Source organism: Limnohabitans sp. B9-3, from assembly GCF_002778325.1.
GTDB classification, from domain to species: Bacteria; Pseudomonadota; Gammaproteobacteria; order Burkholderiales; family Burkholderiaceae_C; genus Limnohabitans; species Limnohabitans kasalickyi.
In genome coordinates, this window is record NZ_NESI01000004.1 from 251,966 (window position 1) to 271,405 (window position 19,440).

The window sequence follows — 19,440 nt, forward strand, 5'->3', positions numbered from 1 at the left end:
ATATATAAATTTCATCATAACTGTTTGCTGTGAAAGCCCTTTTTCGGGGCCTTTGATGCAATCCGCATGTTTGCGCGGGTCACTTGGCAATTTGTGACTCTGAAATTTGCACAATCGTGCGCTGGTTGCCCACCATCAACATCACCTGAACGGGCAAACCGCCTTCAGGCACAGCGCCCAAGACCAAGCCTTTTTGCTCAGGCAAATATTTGATCCACGACGGCAGGTTTGCACCATTGGCCAAAGAAACCTTGACCGTTTCTTGCGTTGCGGTTGACAAGGTGGTGGCCTCTTCCGGCAACGAAATCATCATGCCTGTGCCGCTGCTTGAGCTGCCCTTGGGCACCAACACAGCCACCACACCCGTCGTTTGGCGGTTGGCAACGCGAATGGTGTTGACCACCACACCGCTGGTGGAGGTGATCGTGCCCACATTCTCGCCACCACCTGAACTGCCACCTTTGTCGCCACCCGTGCTGGTAGCGGCAGCGGCTGCCACCACAGCCGCCGCTTGAACACTGCTGCTCACCGACGTCACAGATGGCGACGGTGTGGCTGCGATGGCTGTGGGAAGAGGTGAAACTGCAGCCTCAGGGACCGATGCAGGTGCAGGTGCAGGTGCAGGTGCAGGTGCAGGTGCAGGTGCAGGTGCTGGAATGGTTGTTGGCGTTGGCGCAATCAAAGGCGCGGGACTTGGATTCAAAGTCAAGCCAGCGGTCGCTGGCGGTGCTGTGAATGTCGGCGTCGTCACAGGTGGCACGACGGGCGTCGGCGTTGGCACAGCGGGTGGCAACACCACAGGCGGCGCGACAGGGGTCACATCATTTTTTAACAGCAAAGCCAATTGCTCAGGTGTGAAGCCACTCAATTGGCTGCCCGACAACGACGCCACTTGTGACAAGGTCATGCCAGACAACTGGCTGTTGGTGAAGCTACCCAATTGCGTGGGCGACAAACTGCCCAGCTGCTGAGCGCTCAAACTGGCCATCAACGACACAGGAATGGCCGTCAGTTGGGTCGCTGTAAAAGCCGCCAACTGCGACGGAGGCAAAGCTGCCACATTCGCGCTGGTCATCGCTGCAATTTGAGCGGGGGTTTGGTTGATGGTGGTCGTCCCTGAAACCGTCAAACTCGTATTAGGGCTTTGGTTCAAGGTTTGGGTGACAGTGAGAGTCTCCGCAAGAATGCTGCCACCTGTCTGATTCAACGTTGCCACGGTCAACCCACCCGAACCGACGGTCAGAGATCCGCCAGCAACAGTCAAGCTGCCAGGTGTGACATTAGCCGTTGTACCGCCAGACACACTGTCCACACGAACAGCGCCCACTTGCGCATTGCCAGCAACCGTCGTGTCAAACACAACCTGTGTGTTGGCGGGAATCACCACATTCGACACGTTGGACAGATCAGGCACAGCACCACCTGCCCAGTTGGCAGAATCCATCCAATTTCCGCTGGCACCACCCACCCAAGTGACCGATGCCAAACGGGTGATGTCAGCACTTAAAACAGTCGTCTGGGTCAGGCTGTAGTTGCTAACTTCAGTGCCTGCTATCGAGTTAGCTGCGGTCACCACTTTTGCGGTGCCCACGTTTTTGTCTGCAAACGTGCCCGCTTGTGTCAATGTGACGTTGGCTGCGTCAGAGCTGATCACGCCGACCAAGCTGCCACCACTCAACGTGGCGACAGTTGAGCCGTCGTAAACCTTGTTAGCGACTGTTGTGTTCGCGACTGTCAAAGCCTTGGCTGTAATGTCAGCGCTCAACGCGCTTGGTTGCGACAGGCTGTAGTTACCAGATTCAGTGCCAGCAATCGAGTTGGTCGCTGTCACCACTTTTGCGGTGCCAACGTTTTTGTCTGCAAACGTGCCCGCTAGTGTCAACGTGACGTTGGATGCGTCAGAGCTGATCACGCCGACCAGTGAGCCGTTACTCAAGGTAGCGACAGTCGTGCCGTCATAGACCTTGTTGGCGACGGATGTGTTTGCAACTGTCAAAGCCTTGGCGGTGATGTCTGCACTCAACACAGTTGGCTGCGTCAGGCTGTAGTTACCTGCTTCAGTGCCCGCAATCGTATTGGCTGCGGTTACCGCTTTCGCGGTGCCGACGTTTTTGTCGGCGAATGTGCCACCTTGTGTCAACGTGACGTTAGCTGCGTCAGCGCTGATCACGCCGACCAAGCTGCCACCACTCAATGTGGCCAAAGTTGTGCCGTCGTAAACCTTGTTCGCCACTGTGGTGTTCGCGACTGTCAAAGCCTTGGCTGTAATGTCAGCGCTCAACGCGCTTGGTTGCGTAAGGCTGTAGTTACCTGCTTCAGTGCCTGCAATCGAGTTGGCTGCGGTCACAGCTTTTGCGGTGCCCACGTTTTTGTCTGCGAATGTGCCCGCTTGTGTCAACGTGACGTTGTTTGTGTCTGCGCTGATCACGCCGACCAAGCTGCCACCACTCAACGTGGCGATAGTTGAGCCGTCGTACACCTTATTCGCCACTGTTGTGTTCGCAACCGTCAAGGCTTTAGCTGAAATGTCAGCGCTCAACGATGTAGGTTGGGTCAGGTTGTAGTTACCTGCTTCAGTGCCCGCAATCGTGTTGGCTGCGGTTACCGCTTTCGCGGTGCCGACGTTTTTGTCGGCGAATGTGCCAGCTTGAGTCAACGTGACGTTGGCTGCGTCTGCGCTGATTACGCCGACCAAGCTGCCACCACTCAACGTGGCCACAGTTGTGCCGTCGTAGACCTTATTGGCCACTGTTGTGTTCGCAACCGTCAAGGCTTTGGCTGTGATGTCGGCACTCAACGGTGCAGGTTGGGTCAAGCTGTAGTTGCCAGCTTCGGTGCCTGCAATCGAGTTGGCCGCTGTCACCGCTTTCGCGGTGCCCACGTTCTTATCTGCGAATGTGCCCGCTTGCGTCAATGTGATGTTGGCTGCGTCTGCAGTAACTACGCCGACCAGTGAGCCGTTGCTCAAGGTAGCGACAGTCGTGCCGTCATAGACCTTGTTGGCGACAGTTGTGTTCGCAACCGTCAAGGCTTTGGCGGTGATGTCAGCGCTCAACGATGCAGGTTGAGTCAAGCTGTAGTTGCCTGATTCAGTACCTGCAATTGAGTTGGATGCGTTCACCACTTTCGCAATGCCGACGTTCTTGTCTGCGAATGTGCCTGCTTGCGACAACGTGACGTTGGCTGCGTCTGTGCTGATCACGCCAACTAGCGCGCCGTTGCTCAAAGTGGCAGTAGTTGTTCCGTCGTAGACCTTGTTAGCAACCAAAGTGCCAGATACCGTTAAGGCTTTTGGCGTGATGGTGCCTGCTGCCGTGCCGCTGGCGGTGATCACGTAGTTGCTGCTCATGTCGGCATTCAAGCTATCGACCACGGTGTAGCCCGACTTCACTTGCAAGGGACTGGCTCCTGAGCCCAAAGCATTCTTGCTTGCGAACTCTTGCTGCACCGCCACCACATCTGTGCTGCCACTGGTGTTGGTCACTACCACCGCTTGCGACGAGGTTTGTGTGCCGTCATACACCTTGGTGTCCGTGACGGGCGCCAAACTCAGATTGGCTTGACTCAAGCTCACGCTGTTGTCTGCGCCGCGCGCTGTCGTGTAGCTGTAGTTCGAGGCCAAGCCACCGTTGGTGCCATCGGTCAACGTGACGCTGCTCACCCTATTGCTGGCGTTGGCCGACACGTTCTTGCTAGCAATCGCCGCCGCTGAGTAACCCAAAGTCTCTGAACCAACGCCTGTGTTGATGGTCAACTGGTTACCACTCAGCGCCGTGCTGCCGTCGTAGGTCTTGCTTGCGCTGAGTTGCACTTGCTTGGGCGTGATCGTGCCCGCCACCGTGCCGCTGGCGGAGATCACGTAGTTACTACTCACGTCGGCATTCAAGCTATCGACCACGGAGTAGCCCGACTTCACTTGCAAGGTGCTGCCACCTGCACCCAAGGCGTTCTTGCTTGCGAACTCTTGCTGCGCAACCACCACATCTGTGCTGCCACTGGTGTTGGTCACCACTACTACTTGTGAAGATGTTTTGTTGCCGTTGTACACCTTGGTGTCAGTGACTGGCGTCAACGTCAAGCTGGCTTGGCTCAAGCTCACGCTGTTGTCTGCGCCACGCGCTGTCGTGTAGCTGTAGTTCGAGGCCAAGCCACCGTTGGTGCCATCGGTCAAGGTAACGCTGCTCACTACATTGGTAGCGTTATCAGCCACGTTCTTGCTATTGATCGTCGCCGCTGAATAGCCCAAAGTCTCCGAGCCAACGCCTGTCGTGATGATCAACTGGTTACCGCTCAGTGACGTGCTGCCATCGTACGTTTTGCTTGCGCTGAGTTGCACCTGCTTGGGCGTGATGGTTGCCAGTGCCGTGGTGCTGTTGTTTTGCAAGATGTAGTTGCCCGCATCGATGCCGCTAAAGCTCAACCCGCGAACGGTGACTGTTTTGCCGAAATCGACGTTTTTGTCTGAAAACGTCGCCGCTGTTTTGTCGTAACTGAGCCAATCACCTATCAGTGCATTGCCAGAAGCCAACGTCACGCTGGCTGAGTTGTTGCCGTCATAAGCCTTGTTGGCGGCCGTGGCGTTGATGGTTAAGGCTTGTGGGGTAACGGTTTGTGTGCCCGTGACCGCCACCGTGTTGAAGCTCGCGCCACCCTGCACATTGGTCACGCTGGACGCACCAATGTTGTAGGTGCCCACCACAGCATTGCCTGAACGGCTGAGTTGCCCAGCCGTTGCCACAGGCGCCAAGGTCACCGTTGCGGCGACTCCATTGGCAACATCGGCCACGGCATAGGCGCCGCCCGTTGGCGTGACTGTCAAGCCTCCGATGACAGACCCGTAAAAGGTGCTGTAGTAACTGGCCGTCGGCGTGCCATAAGGAGACGATGTGCCATAGGCCACCGACAGGTTGTTCACACGCACCATCAATTGGTCGGCGGGCACCACCGTAAAGTCGCCCGTTTGGTAGATGGGGTTGTAGTTACCTGCGGTCACGCCAGAGGGCGTGAGCGCTCCCGCATAGGTGCCGGGCGTGGAGCGCTGCCCGCCCACGCCGGTGGTCAAACTACTGGTGATGACAGGCGCCGAGCCCGACGTGAAGCTTAAATTTGCAGCACTTTCATTTTGAATAAAACCCACGTAGCTCACGCCATTAAAAGCAGGGTTGTCTGCCACGGCAAAGAAATTGGCATCGTCGTTGGCTTTGACGATCAGGTCTTTTGGCGTGATGGTGGCGGCAATGGCAGGGTATGTTGACAAGGTGTAGTTGCCATCGCTAGCGCCCGTCAAACTCAAGCCTGCCACGTTGATGGCGTTGGCTGCTGCCACATCTTTGCTGTTGTAGGTGCCAGTGGGCGAGCCCGTCACGGTGAGTACATCACCTGTGTAGGGCAAACCGTCCACCGCCGTGCCCGCGCCAGGCGCCAGCGCTGTTTGCAAGCTGGCATTGCCCAACACCGTGGCGCTGGTGTTGCCGTCGTAGGTTTTGCTGGCAGCAGCGCTCAAACCCGTCATAACCAAAGGCTTTTTGCTGATCAACGCACTCAAACCTGTGGGCTGCACCACGCTGTAGTTGGCACCGTCAGTGCCACCCAGGGTGTAGCCCGTCACGCCCACAGCGATGGCCGAGGCGGAAGCGTTTTTGTCTGCAAATGTGGCCACGGGCGTGCCCGTGACCGTCACGTTGTCGGTCAGCAATGCCACGGCTGTGGCCGTGCCAGTCAATGTGGCAACGGGGGTGGCGTCGTAAACCTTGTCAACCGCCGTGACACCAGTCACGCTCAAGGGTGCTTTGCTGATGCTGGCTGTCAATCCATTGGGTTGAACGGGGTTGTAGTTGCCGCTGTCGGTGCCACTCAAGGTGTAGCCAATTACAGTGACGGGCTTGTTGGTACCAAAGTTTTTGTTGTTGAAGGTCGCGGTCGGGGTGCCGCTCACCGTTACGACATCGGTCAGCAACGGCACGATGCTTGGCGTGCCTGTCAGCGAGGCCACATTCGTGGCGTTGTAGGTTCGGTCGACCGCGCTCACGCCCGAGATGGACAAATCTGCTTTGCTGATGCTGGCGGTCAGCCCTGTGGGTTGCGTGAGGGTGTAGTTGTCCTTGTCCGCGCCCAACAAACTGTCGTTGGCAGTGACGGTTTTTGGTGTTGCGGAATAATTTTTGTCGGCGAAGTTTCCGGCTTGCGTGAGGGTGACAACATCGCCCAAAACGACGCCCTGCAATGCACCATTCGTCAAAGTTGCGGTGGCGGTCGCGTCATAGACCTTATTGGCCACCGTGGTGCCAGTCACGGTCAGCGCTTTGGCGGTGATGTCGGCTGTGGTGGTCAAGGTGCTGGGTAAGCTGTAATTGGCAATGTCTGCGCCGCCCAAGACGGTGCCTGAAACAGTCACAGGTTTGCCAATACCGACTGTTTTTGTGGCAAAGGCGGCCGATGCGTTGGTGCTGTCGATTTGCACATCCTCACTGCCCACGACACCCGTCAGTGCGCCGAAACTGCTGACGGTGGCCGTGAGATTGCCGTCATAGACTTTGTTGGCAGCCGTCAAACCCGAGAGGCTCAAAGCCTTTGGCGTGATGTCTGCAGTTGTCGTTGTGCTGGTGTTTTGCAAACTGTAGTTGGCAATGTTAGCCCCTGTTGCGGTAATGCCATTGACGGTGACCGTCTGCCCCGCGATGGCGTTCTTGCTGGCGAACGTGGCGCTGGTTTGAGCAACTGACACAGCATCGCCGCTCACGCGGTTGTCGGCCAAGGTCACAGTTGCCGTGTTGGAGCCGTCATAAGCTTTGTTAGCGGCTGCGGCCGTGACATTCAAGTTGCGCGGGGTGATGGTTTGCGTTCCCACCATCGTGAGTGTGTTGCTGAAGTTGGGGCTGGTGGTGGTTGCACCGCTGTAACCCACATTCCACGTGCCCACATTGGCCGCACCCGAGGTGCTCAAGCTTGGGCTGTTCAAGCCCAACGTAAACCGCGCCGTACCACTGGCACCATCATTCAAGGTGTACAAACCGCCTGCGAGAGAAAGTTGACTGGTCAGGTCGATCAGGCTGTTGTCAGGCATCACATACTGCGCACTCGTGATGTTGTAGCTGGGCGCGGCGCCGTACACGCTGGTGCCATCGGCTACGCGCACCAGCAGTTGATTGGCGGGCACGATGGTGTAACTGCCAGATGAGAAACGGATGTCGTAGTTGATGGATGTCAACCCGCCGGGGGTAAGTGTGTAGCTACCCGCTGCATTGGCACTGGGTGAGCTGCGCAAATAAGACAACGCACCGCCTAGGTCGGACGAAGTTTCGCCATGCACGAAACCCGAATAAGTTACCCCGGCGTAGCTGGGATTGTCGGTTTGCGTCACGAAACGTGCGTCGTTTTTGGCCGTGACCGTCAAGGGTGCTTGGAGAATGGTGCCCGCATAGGTGGCTGCAGACATGGTGCTGCTATAACCATTGACCACCCAACCTGCGTTGGTAGAGGTCGTGGCAACAGCCACAGTCATTGTTTTGCCAGTGCCTGCAGTGGGGGTGTCGTAAGTGGCACCCGTGGTGCTGAAGCCTATGGTGTCGCCATCTGTAGCGCTCGAAGCCGTGCCACCCGCGACCACGGCATTGGTAGCTGTGGTTGTGCCGTCGTAGGTTTTGCTGGCGCTAACGGTGGCGCCCGTGATGGTGAGTGAAGGCTGTAAGCGGTAATAAAAATTGCGCGTGCCTGCAACCACTGTGCTGAGGGAGGCGAGGTTGGCGTTGTAGGTTTTGTATTTGATGCTGCCTGTCGCACCCACCATCTTGCTACTCAGGTTCGTCGTAGATCCGTTGGCCACGGTTGCAGTGGGCGATCCTTCAAAGATAGCAATGGTGCCTGTGGCACTGGTCGTGATGGTGCTAGAGAGCGTGACATCACTGACTAGAGATGTGTTTGCAGCAGCGTTAGCGCTTGCCTCAACATAGATGGCACTGTTCGCACCAGTGAGCGTGATGGCTCGGTCAACAGTGACGGCATCTGTGGATTGCAAGGTGACGTTGCCCGTGCCGGTGATCGCGCCTCCACTGGGTGCCATTGCGCTTAATACAAAAGCACCTGAGCGATAGAAAATTAAATTTCCGTTGTCCGTGATTGCACCAGTTCCTAGCTTTGCTGTTGCATTGCTTAAGGTGCCGACTTGCAGGGTACCAGCGTTGATGCTGGTAGTGCCGCTGTAAGTGTTGGCGCCTCCCAAAGTCCATGTGCCTGCACCTGCTTTGATCAGGACGCCTGTGCCTGTCCCAATGATGCTGGCGATAGAGCCACCCGCTGCGCCATCTAAGGTCAGGCCAAAAGTCGAACCCGTGATCGTGCCTGTATTACTCAACGCAATTGAGCCAATCCCGCCTGTGATGGTGGTGGACGAGCCCAAAGTCACCAATCCAGCATAGGTAGCGCCCGTGGTACTGCTGTTGATCAAAGCGCCAGCATTGCTGATGCCATTGCCACTCAAGGTCAAGTTACCTGTGGTGTTAGCCATGCTCTGGCCATTGAGATCCAAAGCGGCACCGGCGGTCTGACTGATGGCCCCAGTGCCAAAAGCTGTGGTGCTGCCTGCTTTTAAAGTGCCTGCGGTGATGGTGGTGTTACCCGTGTAGGTGTTATTGCCCGTCAGGACCAAGGTGCCCAAACCAACCTTGTTCAAACTGCCGCCTACGCTAGTCAACTCTGAAGCCAATGACACCGTCAGACCGTTTGTGTCAAATTTGTAAGCCTGGTTGGCTGCGTTGCTCAGACGTGGCGAATAGTCTGTTGTGTTGTTGGCCGAGAACTGCAGCGTTCCGCCGCCAAAGCTGATCGTGCCAATGCTGCCTAGCGCACCGGCGGAATTCAGGGCCAAAGTTCCGTTGGTGAGCGTGGTGCCGCCGCTGTAGGTGTTGGCGCCACCTAGGGTCAGGGTTCCGATAGAGGTCTTTTCGAGGCTGCCCGTACCGGTGATCGCAGTGTTGATCGTGACTGCATCGTTGCGGTTGATGATCAGCTTACCGTCGTTGGTGATGGCGCCAGTGTTCAGCGGCCCCATGCCACCCCCGTCGCCGACTTTCAGCGTGCCAGCACTGATGGTGGTGCTGCCGCTGCTGGGGGAGTTATTGTTAGCAGTCAGCACGAGGGTGCCTGGACCCGCTTGGACCAGGGACACTGCGTTGGTCACGCTGCCAGAAAAAGTGACGATATCGGTACTGGCGCCCTGCATGAAGGTGACTGTGCCGCTGGGACCGGACGTGGCGCGCGCACCGGTCGTGACGGTGTACGAGCCGCTTCGGTTGTAAACAAGGTTACCGGCTAGGTTGACGACGCCGCTAGTCCAAGCCCCAGAGGTGCCGCCCATGCCGACCTGAAGGGTGCCGGCCTCGACCGTGGTCTGTCCGGTGAAGGTGGAATCAGCTGCAAGGATCAGCGTGCCACTGCCGTACTTGCTCAAAGCGCCCGTACCGTGTGTAAGACCGGTGGCCAAAGTCACTGTCTGGCCGTTGGTATCCAGTCCTATGAAGGGGCTGCTTGCGCTCGACATGTTGAAACGGGCCGAGTAGTCTGTGGTGTTGCTACCCGTCCACTGCAGGATGCCGCTGGGGAAAGAGATAAGGCCACTATTTCCGATGGCATTGGCCGAGCCCAAGGAAAGTCGGCCAGTCGACAGCTTGATGCCGCCGCCGAAGCTATTGTTCCCGGTTAGGGTCAGAACGTCCGTCTGCGCGCTTCCGGAAAACTGGAAACTGCCGCTGCCACTGAAGTTGTTGGCCACGGTGTAGATACCGCTACGCCGGTACTGCAGCTGGGCGTTGTTCACGACGTCCCCGCTGCCCAGACTGCCAGAAGTTCCAGACCCGACGTTTAGCAAACCTCCGCTGATCGTGGTCGTGCCGCTGTAAGTGTTGTTACCGGACAGCGTCATGGTGCCCGCGCCGGTTTTGGTGAGCGTGCCGCCGTCGCTGGTGAGAGCTCCGCCAAAGCTTTTGGTCACGCCTGCGGCGATGTCTAACTTGTAGGCCTGACCCGCAGCCGTGCTGAAGCGCGACGAATAGTCGACTATGTAGTCGTTGCCGTTGAGGAACTTCAAGGTGCCACCGGCAAAGTCGATGGTGCCGCTGGCGCCCAAGGACTTGTGACCGTTTTGGCTGCTGGACGAGGCAATCACGGTGCCAGCTTGCAAGGAAGTTCCGCCGCTGTAGGTGTTGTTGCCGCTCAGGGTGACCGCCCCGGTACCCACCAAGGTCAGTTGCCCGGTTCCAGTGATGTTGTTGCTGATGGCGATGTCGTCGCTGCGATTGAAGACGAGCGTTCCGTTGTTGGTCACGTTACCCGTGCCGCCCAAATCGCCCGTCGTTCCGCCGTTACCCACCTGCAGGGTGCCGGCGTTGATCGTGACACCGGTCAAATTGTTGGTGCCGTTCAATGTGAGGGAGCCAGTGCCACTTTTGACTAGGGTGACGTTGGAGAGGTTGGAGGCGTTCAGCGCGCCGGCCCAGGTGACGGCTTGGCCGCCAGTGTCCACCTTGTATATGCCCGAGCTGGCTATGCCAAAGCGGGCGGTGTAATCGGTAATGTTGTTGGCCGAGTATTTGAGCGTACCGTTCTGAAACGTCAGGGCGCCGGTGCTGCCCACTGCATTGGCATGGTCCAAGATGACGGTGCCAAAGAACCCTATGTTGACGCCGCCGGTGAAGCTGCTGTTGTCGCCGGACAAACTGACAGAGCCGGCTGAGCTTTGGTAGAACTTGCCCGAGCCGCTGAGGATGCCCGAGAGCGTTAGGGCTCCAGCGCCCTGGCTGTAGATCGTGCCGGTGCCGCTGATGTCGGCACTGGCGGTTAGTGCATCGCTTCGCAAGAATTTCAGGCTGCCGCTGTTAGAGACCGCGCCTGTGCCCAGCGTGCCTGTGGTGGTGTTGTTGCCCACCTGCAAAGTGCCAGCGCTGATGGTGGTGGTGCCGGTGTAGGTATTGGTGCCGGTGAGGATGACCGTGCCACCGCCCGTCATGCTGAGGTTGCCTGCACCGCTGATGTTGCCGGCCAGGGTCATCGAGCCCGTGCGGTTGATGGCGAGGGTGCCGGCATTCGCCAGCGCCCCCGAGCCCAGAGCGCCGGCGTTGACGCCATTGCCCAACTGCAGCGTAGAGCCAGACACGACCTGGCTGGAGTAGGTGGCACCGCCCAAAGTATCGGAGGTGAAGATGGTGGTGCCACCCCCCATGAACTTGACCGTCCCGGGGCCCGATAAATTGGTCAGGCTGAACGTGTCGCTGCGATTGATGACCAGGTTGCTGCCGCTGCCTATCGTGGACGCGATGCCGTTGGCGATATTGCTCAAAGCTCCCTCTCCAGACCCGCCGTTGCCGATCTGCACCGTGCCGGCCGATGACAGCAGCGTGAAGCCAAAAAAATTGCCAGAGGTGCCGCCGGTGTAGGTGAAGGTGCCGCTGCCGTATTTGTTGACAAGGACCCCACCTGTGCCGTTGCCCGCGAAGGTACCGCTGAAGGTAGTGCTCGTGTTGTTGCCACCGAGAATCAGGTTGGTGCCGGAAACGGTGAGTGAACTGGTCGTCACCGTGCCGGCACCGGCCAGGCTGCCAAGCTCAGAGTAGTCAGAGGCGTACTTAAGGATGGCGCCGGCATCCACCGTCACTGCCGAGTTGGTCAAGGAACGCCCACTGTTGAGTTCGAGCGTGCCGGCAGATACTTGGGTCGACCCCGTGTATTGCTGGTTCATGGTGCCGCCAAATTGAAGCAGCCCCGCCCCACTCTTGATGAAGTTACCCGCGCCGGAGATTGTCCCAGTGTAGATGGAGGTGCCGGAGCCAGGCGACATATTCAGAGTGCCGCCGCTGCCGATGTTGAAGTTGCAGTTGATCACGCAACTGATGGCGCCGTCTGCGGATAGCGTGAGCTTCCTGCCCGAGTTCCAGCTGAACGGAGTTGCGGTCCAGCTTAGGGTCATGTTGCCAGCGTCAGTACCGGCGCCAGTGGTGGACACGGTGACGTCGCTAGTCGCCAGCGCAGTTTGAAGGGTGGTGTAGCTCACCGTGCCGGCCGAGGGCGAAGCGGTGTAGGTGCCAGCGGAGCCGGAGGTGTTGGTATTGGTGGTGCCGATGGTGATGTTGTAAGGGTCCAGCAGCCACTGCCCGTTGGCACCACCGCCGGCCGACTGGCTGTCCACCTGCAGATCGCCCACCTGCAAGTCGTGGCCTGAGGTTTCAATCCGACCACCCGCGCCGTCGCCAGCGGCACGGGCGCTGATGTGCCCCTCGACTTGGGTCAGACCGCCAGCTTGGTGTACATCACTCCACAACACCACCTTGCCACCATCGCCCTTGTCGGTGGCACTGGCATCAATGCTGGCCCCAGACTCCATGGTCACCTTGGTGGCTTGGCGCATGTTGCCGCTGCCTTGCCAGTCACCACCCACCAGAACGGTGCCGCCGCCAGTGGCGCCTTTGGCTTCGATCTTGCTGGTGCGGGTGAGGGTGATGTCGTCACCTTCTAAAACAATCTTGCCGCCTTTGCTGACCAAGCTGTTGGCTTCTAAGGTGCCGCTGTTTTTAACCACACCGGCTTGCAGTTTGTTCAAGGCCACGGCCGACAAAATGATTTGCCCATCGGTGGCCATCACGGCGTGTTGGTTGTTCACCAGCGTGGCGAGGGTGCTGAGCGTGGTGGTGATGCTGGCGAGGGTGTGGTTGCCCGCAAAGTTGAGGGTGATGGCGTCGCCGGTGGCCATGGCCACGGTGCCGGCTTGGGCCACGACCACGCCAGCGTTTTGCACCTCGGGTGCCAGCAGCGCAATGTAGCCGGCCAAGGCGGCGTTGAGCTGGCCGTCGTTGACCACTTTGCCGACTGAGCCGTTGCGCTCAAAGCGGTAGTTGCCCGCCATGAAGTTGTCGTCGCTGATGCTGTGGGTGGTGGCGACCAGCCCGCCCACATCCACTTGCGAGGTGGGCGAAAAGTAAATGCCTTGTGCGTTGGTCAGCACCACTTGGCCTGGGGCGGTGATGCGGCCAAAGATTTGGCTGGGGTTGGCATCGTTCACGCGGTTCAACGTGACGGCTTGGGCGTTGGGCTGCGCGAAGTTAACGCGGGCGGCGCTGCCGAGGTTGAAGGTGTCCCAGTTCACCACGGCGCGTTGGCTGCTTTGAGTGACGGTGAGCGCGGCCGCTTGGGCGGTGGCGGTTTGGCTGAGGGTGGCCACGCCTTGGGCCACTTTGCCGCCCGTGGGCAACTGGGTGGGGGCAGGCGCGGGCAGCGGGGGCGCTTGCGCACTCACGCCACCGCTGACCATCAAACCCAAGGCAACGCCCGACACCATGCCGCTGGCGGATGATTTGCTCGCACTTTTTTGGGTTGAGCCCCCGCCCTTGCCTGCCGACTTGGCGGTTTCAGGTACGGCTTGCCACGACTGGGTGGCGGCAGACCAAAGGGTGCGGAAGATGCAATTCATACGTGCGTAAAACTTTTAAAACGAAACCAAGGCGTTGAGCCAAACGCGGTGGGTTTTGAGGGTGCCGTCGCTGTCCAGGCCTGCCGCATTGGCCGCTGGGTTGGTGCCCATGCGCTTGGCGACGGTGCCTTTGAGGTCGATGCCGCTGGGGCCTTGCCATGCCAGCGACAAGCCATAACCTTGCAGGTTGTAGTTGCCCACGGCGGGTGCCGCGCTGACGGGGTTGCGGTTGAGCTTGACCCAGCCGTAGTCATGAAAGCCGGTGAGCGTCAAACGGTCGCCTAAGCGCTGGCGCAGCTCGGTGGTGAGGGTGCGCCCTTCACTGCCACCTGCTTCGTTTGAGGGGTAGGCACGCACGCCACCTGCGCCACCGAGGTAGAGCTTTTCAGAGGGGTCTAGGTTTTTGCTGGCGGCTTGCCAACTGGCGGCCATGAACACACTCAGGTCGGTGTTGATGGCTTGTTGGCGACTGAGGTTGAGGTTGAGCTTGCTGTAGCGGCCTGTCAAAAGCGCATTGTTTTGGCTGGGCACGGGCTCGGCGTTGTCGGGGTGCAAGCTGCCTTGCAACACGTTGACGCTGGCCGCGTTGGCGCCGCCGCCGCCCCACGTATCAAACTGGGTGCCGCTGAGGCCCAGGTTGACCACGTGAATGCGGTAGCGCGAGGTGGGCGCGGCCAGTGCAGTGTTGCTGAAGCGCTTAACGTCAGCGCTGCCCGTGAGGCTGAGGTTTTGCACTTGGCTGCGCACCACGGGAAAGCTGGCGTCGAGACCGGCGTTATCGGCTTGACCTTGAAGACCCATGTAGGCGTTGGTGCCCACCACGTTGTAGTTCAGATGCGAGGCATGAACGCCTGCACGCGCCCCGTCGTAGCCCACAGGCAGGCTGTAGGCCAAGCGCTGGTAGTCGCTGCCTTGGGTTTTGAGCAGGTTGAGGGTGAACAAGTCGCCCAAGCCCAGAGGGCTGTTGAGGGCGAAGTTGGCACTTAAGCGCTCTTGGCCTGTGGAGAGCGAACCGCTGTTGTCGCTCGCCGCGCTGCCGGTGAGCCAAGGCTCGTTGGTGACGGTGAGGCCCACGTCGGTTTCGCCGTGCTCTTGGCCTTGCACCAAATTGCCCGCCACACTCACGCCGGGCAAGTCGTCGAGCAGCAGCAAGGCACGGTCAAGGTTGACAGCGCTGAGGGGCTGGCCTTTGGCTTGTTGGGTGTTGATGAGGCCGATCAAACGCGACGCATCCACACGAGGCGGCTCGGCACCGATGACGCTGGCTTGGCCAAACACCGCTTCGATGATGTGCACGGTGACCACGCCGTTGCTGATGTCTTGCTTAGGCAAAAAGGCACGCACGATCCAGCCCGCTTCGCGGTAGGTGTTGGCCACGGCGTCAGCCGCTTGCTGCAATTGGGCAAAGCCCAAAGGGCGAGCCAAATAAGGCGCGACCGCTTCGCTCAGCTGCGCAGCACTGAGCAAAGTGTTGCCATCAAACTGAAATGAATTGACCGTGACGATGGCCTCGCCCAACTTGAGCATGGGTGCGGGGGGCGCTTCGCGGCGCTGGCGCATGGCGGGCGGCGTCTGGCGCTGCAGCTCTTGCTCGGTTTGCCGCAAGATAGAACCGGCGTTGGGTGGGGTTTGTGCCTGCGCCGTAGAAACCCCCGCAGCGCAAACCAACGCTGCGGCACTGAGCCAACGCAACACGGGTGGTAAGAGCGATAAGGGCGTAAAAAGACAAGGTTGAAGTAAACGGTTTGACATGCGCAGCCTCAAGACTTGACGATTTCGATGGGTTCAAAAAACTGATAACCCACGTTGCGAATGGCTTCGATGACGGCACCGTGTGCCCCTGTGGTGTAGATTTTTTTGCGCAAGCGAACGATGCGTACCTGCAGACTGGACTTGGTCACTGTGTTGAGTTCAAGGCCAAAGATGTTCGCCAAGCGGTCTGCCGCCAATCGACCTTCGGGTGCCTCCGCAAAGGCGCGCATGAGCATGGCTTCTGACAGGGTCAGGCGCACGGTGCTGGACGGTCCGGCAAGTTCTAGTTTGTGGAGGGTGAACACGGGGAAAGATGACGCTGAAAGTGGCGTTGAGAGTTCTGCTTAGCTTGAATTAAATAAAACAAAATGTCAGGAAACCTACAAATTCCTTCAAATTATCAAAATCGTCAAATCAGCGAATTGATGTGTTTCTAGCTTTAGGGCGCTAGGCCGCTCGTCTACATTTCTTCCATGCGTTCACTTTTTGCCTGTTGCTTGCTGGTTTGTGCCGTCTTGGCGTCCACCCTCGCCTGCGCTGGCGATGCAGTTTTGGCCAAGGCTTACTTCGAAGATGTGTCCGCCCAAATGCGCCTAGAGGATGTGCAAAGCCAGCCGCTGACGCCATTCACAGGGGCTTTGAGCAAAGGCTACAAAGCTTCCGCGTTTTGGGTGAAATTGGTAGTTCAAGGGCACGACGATGCGGGACACGCCTCTGACCCAACACGTTATGTGGTGCGGGTACAACCCAGTTTTTTAGACGAAATAGCGCTGTATGACCCGAATGTTCGTGGCACTGTGCCGCAATGGGCGGGCGACTTGCACCCGGTTGAGGCAGGTGGCTATCAATCCCTGAACCACAACTTTTTGATCACGCTGACACCCCAAGCGCGCACGATTTGGATCAGGCTGAAAACAAACAGCACCAGCAATTTGGCGGTGGAAGTGCTGCCGCTGGACGAGGCCATGAACCGCGATCGGCAGCAAGACACGGTAATTGGCTTCTTTGTGTCTGCTTTGTTTATCTTTTTGGTGTGGGCGCTGGTGTATGGCTTCAGCGTGCAAGACCCGCTGGCCAAGGTGCTGATCATCAGCCAAGGCATCACGTTGGTGCATGCGTTGACGCTGTGGGGCTATGCGCGGTTGTGGTTCGCAGACCAGGCCTCACCTGCGGCTTTAGACACGGCCACCAGTTTGCTGGTGCTGCTGAGCGGAAGTTCCTTTTTATGGTTTCACTTGCGGTTTATTTTGGAGTTCTCGCCACCGCGCAGCATGGTGCGGGTGTTGAAGGTGTTGTTGGCGCTTCTGCCCGTTGAGTTGGTGTTGTTTGCTTTGGGTGAGGTCAGGCACGCGCTGCAACTCAACATGATCATGGGGCTTTTGGCACCACCGTCGATGGTGATCACAGCCTTGATGTGCCGCGCTTGGCATCCGCAGCAGCAAGGCGAACAAAGGCCTGTTTTTTCCAAACTCATGTTGGTGGGCTTTTATGGCGTGATGAACGTCATGGCTTTGGCACTGACGCTGCAAGCTCTGGGCGTGACCGAGAACAGCAGCGCCATTGCAACGGGCCCTCTTTTTGGCTTGTTCAGCGGTTTGGTGCTGATTACCACGCTTCAACTGCGCTCGCGACGCCTACAAAAGGTCAGTGCCGACCTGCAAATGAAATGGCAATTGGCCGAACAAAATGCGTCCCACGAAAAACGCCAGCGCGAAGAGCAAAGCCGTTTCATGGGCATGTTGACCCATGAACTCAAAACTCCGCTGGGTGTGCTGCTGATGGCGATCAACGCCACGGCGCCCTCGCAGGCCATGCGGGCACGGGCCAAGCGCGCGATCACGGACATGAACGGGGTGGTGGAACGTTGTGCCTTGGTAGACAAACTGGAAGAAGGCAGTTTGAGCCAAGACCAAGAGCGCTTCGATTTTTATGCAGAGGTAGCGCAGGTGATGCACGGCCTCGAATCGGATGCCCTTTTGTTGGCAGCATGTGATGGCCCTATTGTGGTTTTTGCAGACCGGCAATTGGTGCATGTGGTGCTGAAAAACTTGATGGAAAACGCGTTGAAGTATGCAGCGCCAAACAGCACGGTGCAGATGCAAGTTGACACCCTGCGCTTGGAGCAAGGCACAGCGATGGCACGTTTTTCGATTGCCAACACGCCCGGCGATTCAGGCTGGCCCGACACCGAGAAGCTGTTCAGCAAGTACTACCGAAGTGCTGGTGCGCACCGCACGACAGGTTCAGGCTTGGGCTTGCATTTGTCCAAACATGTGGCGGTTTATTTAGGTGGTCGCTTGCGCTATACACCCGACACACAACTCGTGAGGTTTGAATTTTGTCTGCCCGTTTGAACATCATCGTCGTCGAAGACCACGACGATTTGCGCGACTCGCTGGTGGAGTTGCTGCAAGACAAAGGCCATCACACCATCGGCCTGAGTTGCGCCGAAGACATGGATGACAAAGTCGGTAAAGTGTCGATTGATCTGCTGATCGTCGACTTGAATTTACCCGGCGAAGACGGCTACAGCTTGACACGACGGTTCAGAGCGGCACAGCCCAAGGCCGGCATCATCATGGTGACGGCTCGCCACAAACTGGCCGACAAGGTGCAGGGGTACGAGAGCGGCGCAGATATTTATTTGCCCAAACCGGTGGACCCCGAAGAACTGCTGGCCGCCGTCAACGCCGTGGCGCGCAAACTGCCGTCTCAACAAGGCCAGACCGTCGATGAGGCACAGACTTCGCTCACGCTGCATGCACTGGGCATGAAGTTGGAAGGGCCGCTGGGGGTTGAAAAACTCAATGACAACGAAGTGGTCATCGTCTCGGCACTGGCGCGAGCACCGGGGCAGCGCCTCGAAGCTTGGCAGCTTCTTCAAACCTTGGGGCAAAGCATGGACGACGCCAGCAAGTCAAGCCTAGAGGTGCGCATCGTGCGGCTGCGCAAAAAGATGGTGCAAGTGGGCGCAGAAAAAGGCTGTATCAGCAATGTGCGCAACGTGGGGTACCAGCTCTGCACCCCCGTTGCGGTTTATTAAGCTTAGTTTTTAAAATTGCTCGTCTGTGTCCAAAGGCACAGACAACCCCTGTGAGTGACACCAAACTGGTGAACACCATGTACAAATCACGCACAGACCATATCTTGGTCACCCATGAGGAGCTGGCTGCCCTGAACGGCACGGACGGCAACGCGGTGCCATGTGGCGATCAAGGCTTTAAATACCGCTTGCTTTTTTTGTTGACCGTGGTGGTCGTGCAAACCTTGAGGTTGCTGTTTTACCCACATGCGGCTGTCACCCAGTTTCAAGCCGGCGTAATGGATGAAGCGTCGCTGCACCACTACATGACAATCAGAGCGTTTTTTGTAATGGCGATCAGTGCGATTTACCTGTTCAGCTATTTGAAAGATTGGTATTTCGAAAAAGTGTCGATTCTGTATGTGGGCATTGCCATCACAGCTTTGGTGATGGATTACTTCAATGCCTACATTTATCTCAGTGATCAGCCTGCGCCAACGACAGCAGCGTTGATTGCGGTGCGATTCTTGGCGATTTACTGCTTGGTCATGAATGCACTACGCGCACGCGAGGCGCCGGACATGCCGAGGTCCCTGTGGTCGTGAAGAAATACACCACCAACAACGCTTAGCGAAGATGCAACCTTTCTGAGATTTTTTTGGCCAATAAGGGCCTCAGATTGGCATGCACAAACTTGCCGAAATAACTGTATTTAACGCCTTGTCGCAAATGAATGATTTCATTCATGTGGCGCAAGGTGTCGACCCGAGTCAGCGAACGCACCAGCTGGGTCTGGGTTATTTTGAATCCAATTTTGCTTTCAATTTTTATACTATTTCCATCGACTATTAATTTTTCATAATCATTGGCATGAATGGCGTTGTAAAAATAGGCAATCACCAATACTGCAATTTCTACAAAAGAAAAGGGAAGGACAAATGATGCACCGACCCAATAAAACCCTAAGCCAATCAATAAAGAAATAATACCCAGCGCCATAAAAACAAATGCCAAGTGCGATGGAGCAATTGAAATATTACGCTTCAGGTGCCAAACCCAGCAACCGCCATCATGCCGGCCGAGAATACTTTCAGAGGTAGGGAGATGGCTCATAAAATTATTTTTTGATTTGACAGTACCCAAGCAGGGCATCCTGTCGTCAAACAAAGTGCCTGATGTTGCATGGTCGATGCTAACGACTCTCGAAAAACCG

General features: G+C 57.6%; 7 protein-coding genes. 3 read left to right on the forward strand and 4 right to left on the reverse strand.

Annotated features, from left to right (window positions below; all coding sequences use genetic code 11):
- Positions 1–79: 79 nt before the first annotated feature.
- The 3 genes from B9Z42_RS08945 to B9Z42_RS08955 are packed head-to-tail and all read right to left on the reverse strand — an operon-like array spanning position 80 to position 15,510.
- Positions 80–13,453 carry a YDG domain-containing protein gene (locus B9Z42_RS08945; RefSeq protein WP_100133009.1) on the reverse strand — a complete coding sequence of 4,458 codons (13,374 nt, stop codon included), beginning with the start codon at positions 13,451–13,453 and terminating at the stop codon, positions 80–82.
- A 15-nt stretch (positions 13,454–13,468) separates the two neighbouring features.
- Positions 13,469–15,205: a ShlB/FhaC/HecB family hemolysin secretion/activation protein gene (locus B9Z42_RS08950; RefSeq protein ID WP_100133010.1), complete on the reverse strand. Its 1,737-nt coding sequence runs from the start codon at positions 15,203–15,205 to the stop codon at positions 13,469–13,471.
- A gap of 8 nt (positions 15,206–15,213) precedes the next feature.
- Positions 15,214–15,510: a helix-turn-helix domain-containing protein gene (locus B9Z42_RS08955; RefSeq protein ID WP_100133011.1), complete on the reverse strand. Its 297-nt coding sequence runs from the start codon at positions 15,508–15,510 to the stop codon at positions 15,214–15,216.
- A gap of 168 nt (positions 15,511–15,678) precedes the next feature.
- Here B9Z42_RS08955 and B9Z42_RS08960 point away from each other — a divergent pair, with 168 nt between their 5' ends.
- The 3 genes from B9Z42_RS08960 to B9Z42_RS08970 all read left to right on the forward strand — a co-directional run bounded on the left by B9Z42_RS08960 (position 15,679) and on the right by B9Z42_RS08970 (position 18,832).
- On the forward strand, positions 15,679–17,559 hold the full coding sequence (locus B9Z42_RS08960) for a 7TM-DISM domain-containing protein (protein ID WP_100133012.1): 1,881 nt from the start codon (positions 15,679–15,681) through the stop codon (positions 17,557–17,559).
- Positions 17,556–18,248: a response regulator transcription factor gene (locus B9Z42_RS08965; RefSeq protein ID WP_199172010.1), complete on the forward strand. Its 693-nt coding sequence runs from the start codon at positions 17,556–17,558 to the stop codon at positions 18,246–18,248. Before B9Z42_RS08960 ends, B9Z42_RS08965 begins: the two co-directional genes overlap by 4 nt.
- A gap of 77 nt (positions 18,249–18,325) precedes the next feature.
- On the forward strand, positions 18,326–18,832 hold the full coding sequence (locus tag B9Z42_RS08970) for a hypothetical protein (RefSeq protein WP_158235932.1): 507 nt from the start codon (positions 18,326–18,328) through the stop codon (positions 18,830–18,832).
- Positions 18,833–18,854: 22 nt separating this feature from the next.
- Here the strand turns inward: B9Z42_RS08970 and B9Z42_RS08975 are convergent, their stop codons facing one another.
- The gene (locus B9Z42_RS08975; protein ID WP_158235933.1) at positions 18,855–19,370 is read right to left on the reverse strand and encodes a DUF2244 domain-containing protein; all 516 of its coding nucleotides are present in this window, start codon (positions 19,368–19,370) and stop codon (positions 18,855–18,857) included.
- Positions 19,371–19,440 lie beyond the last annotated feature (70 nt).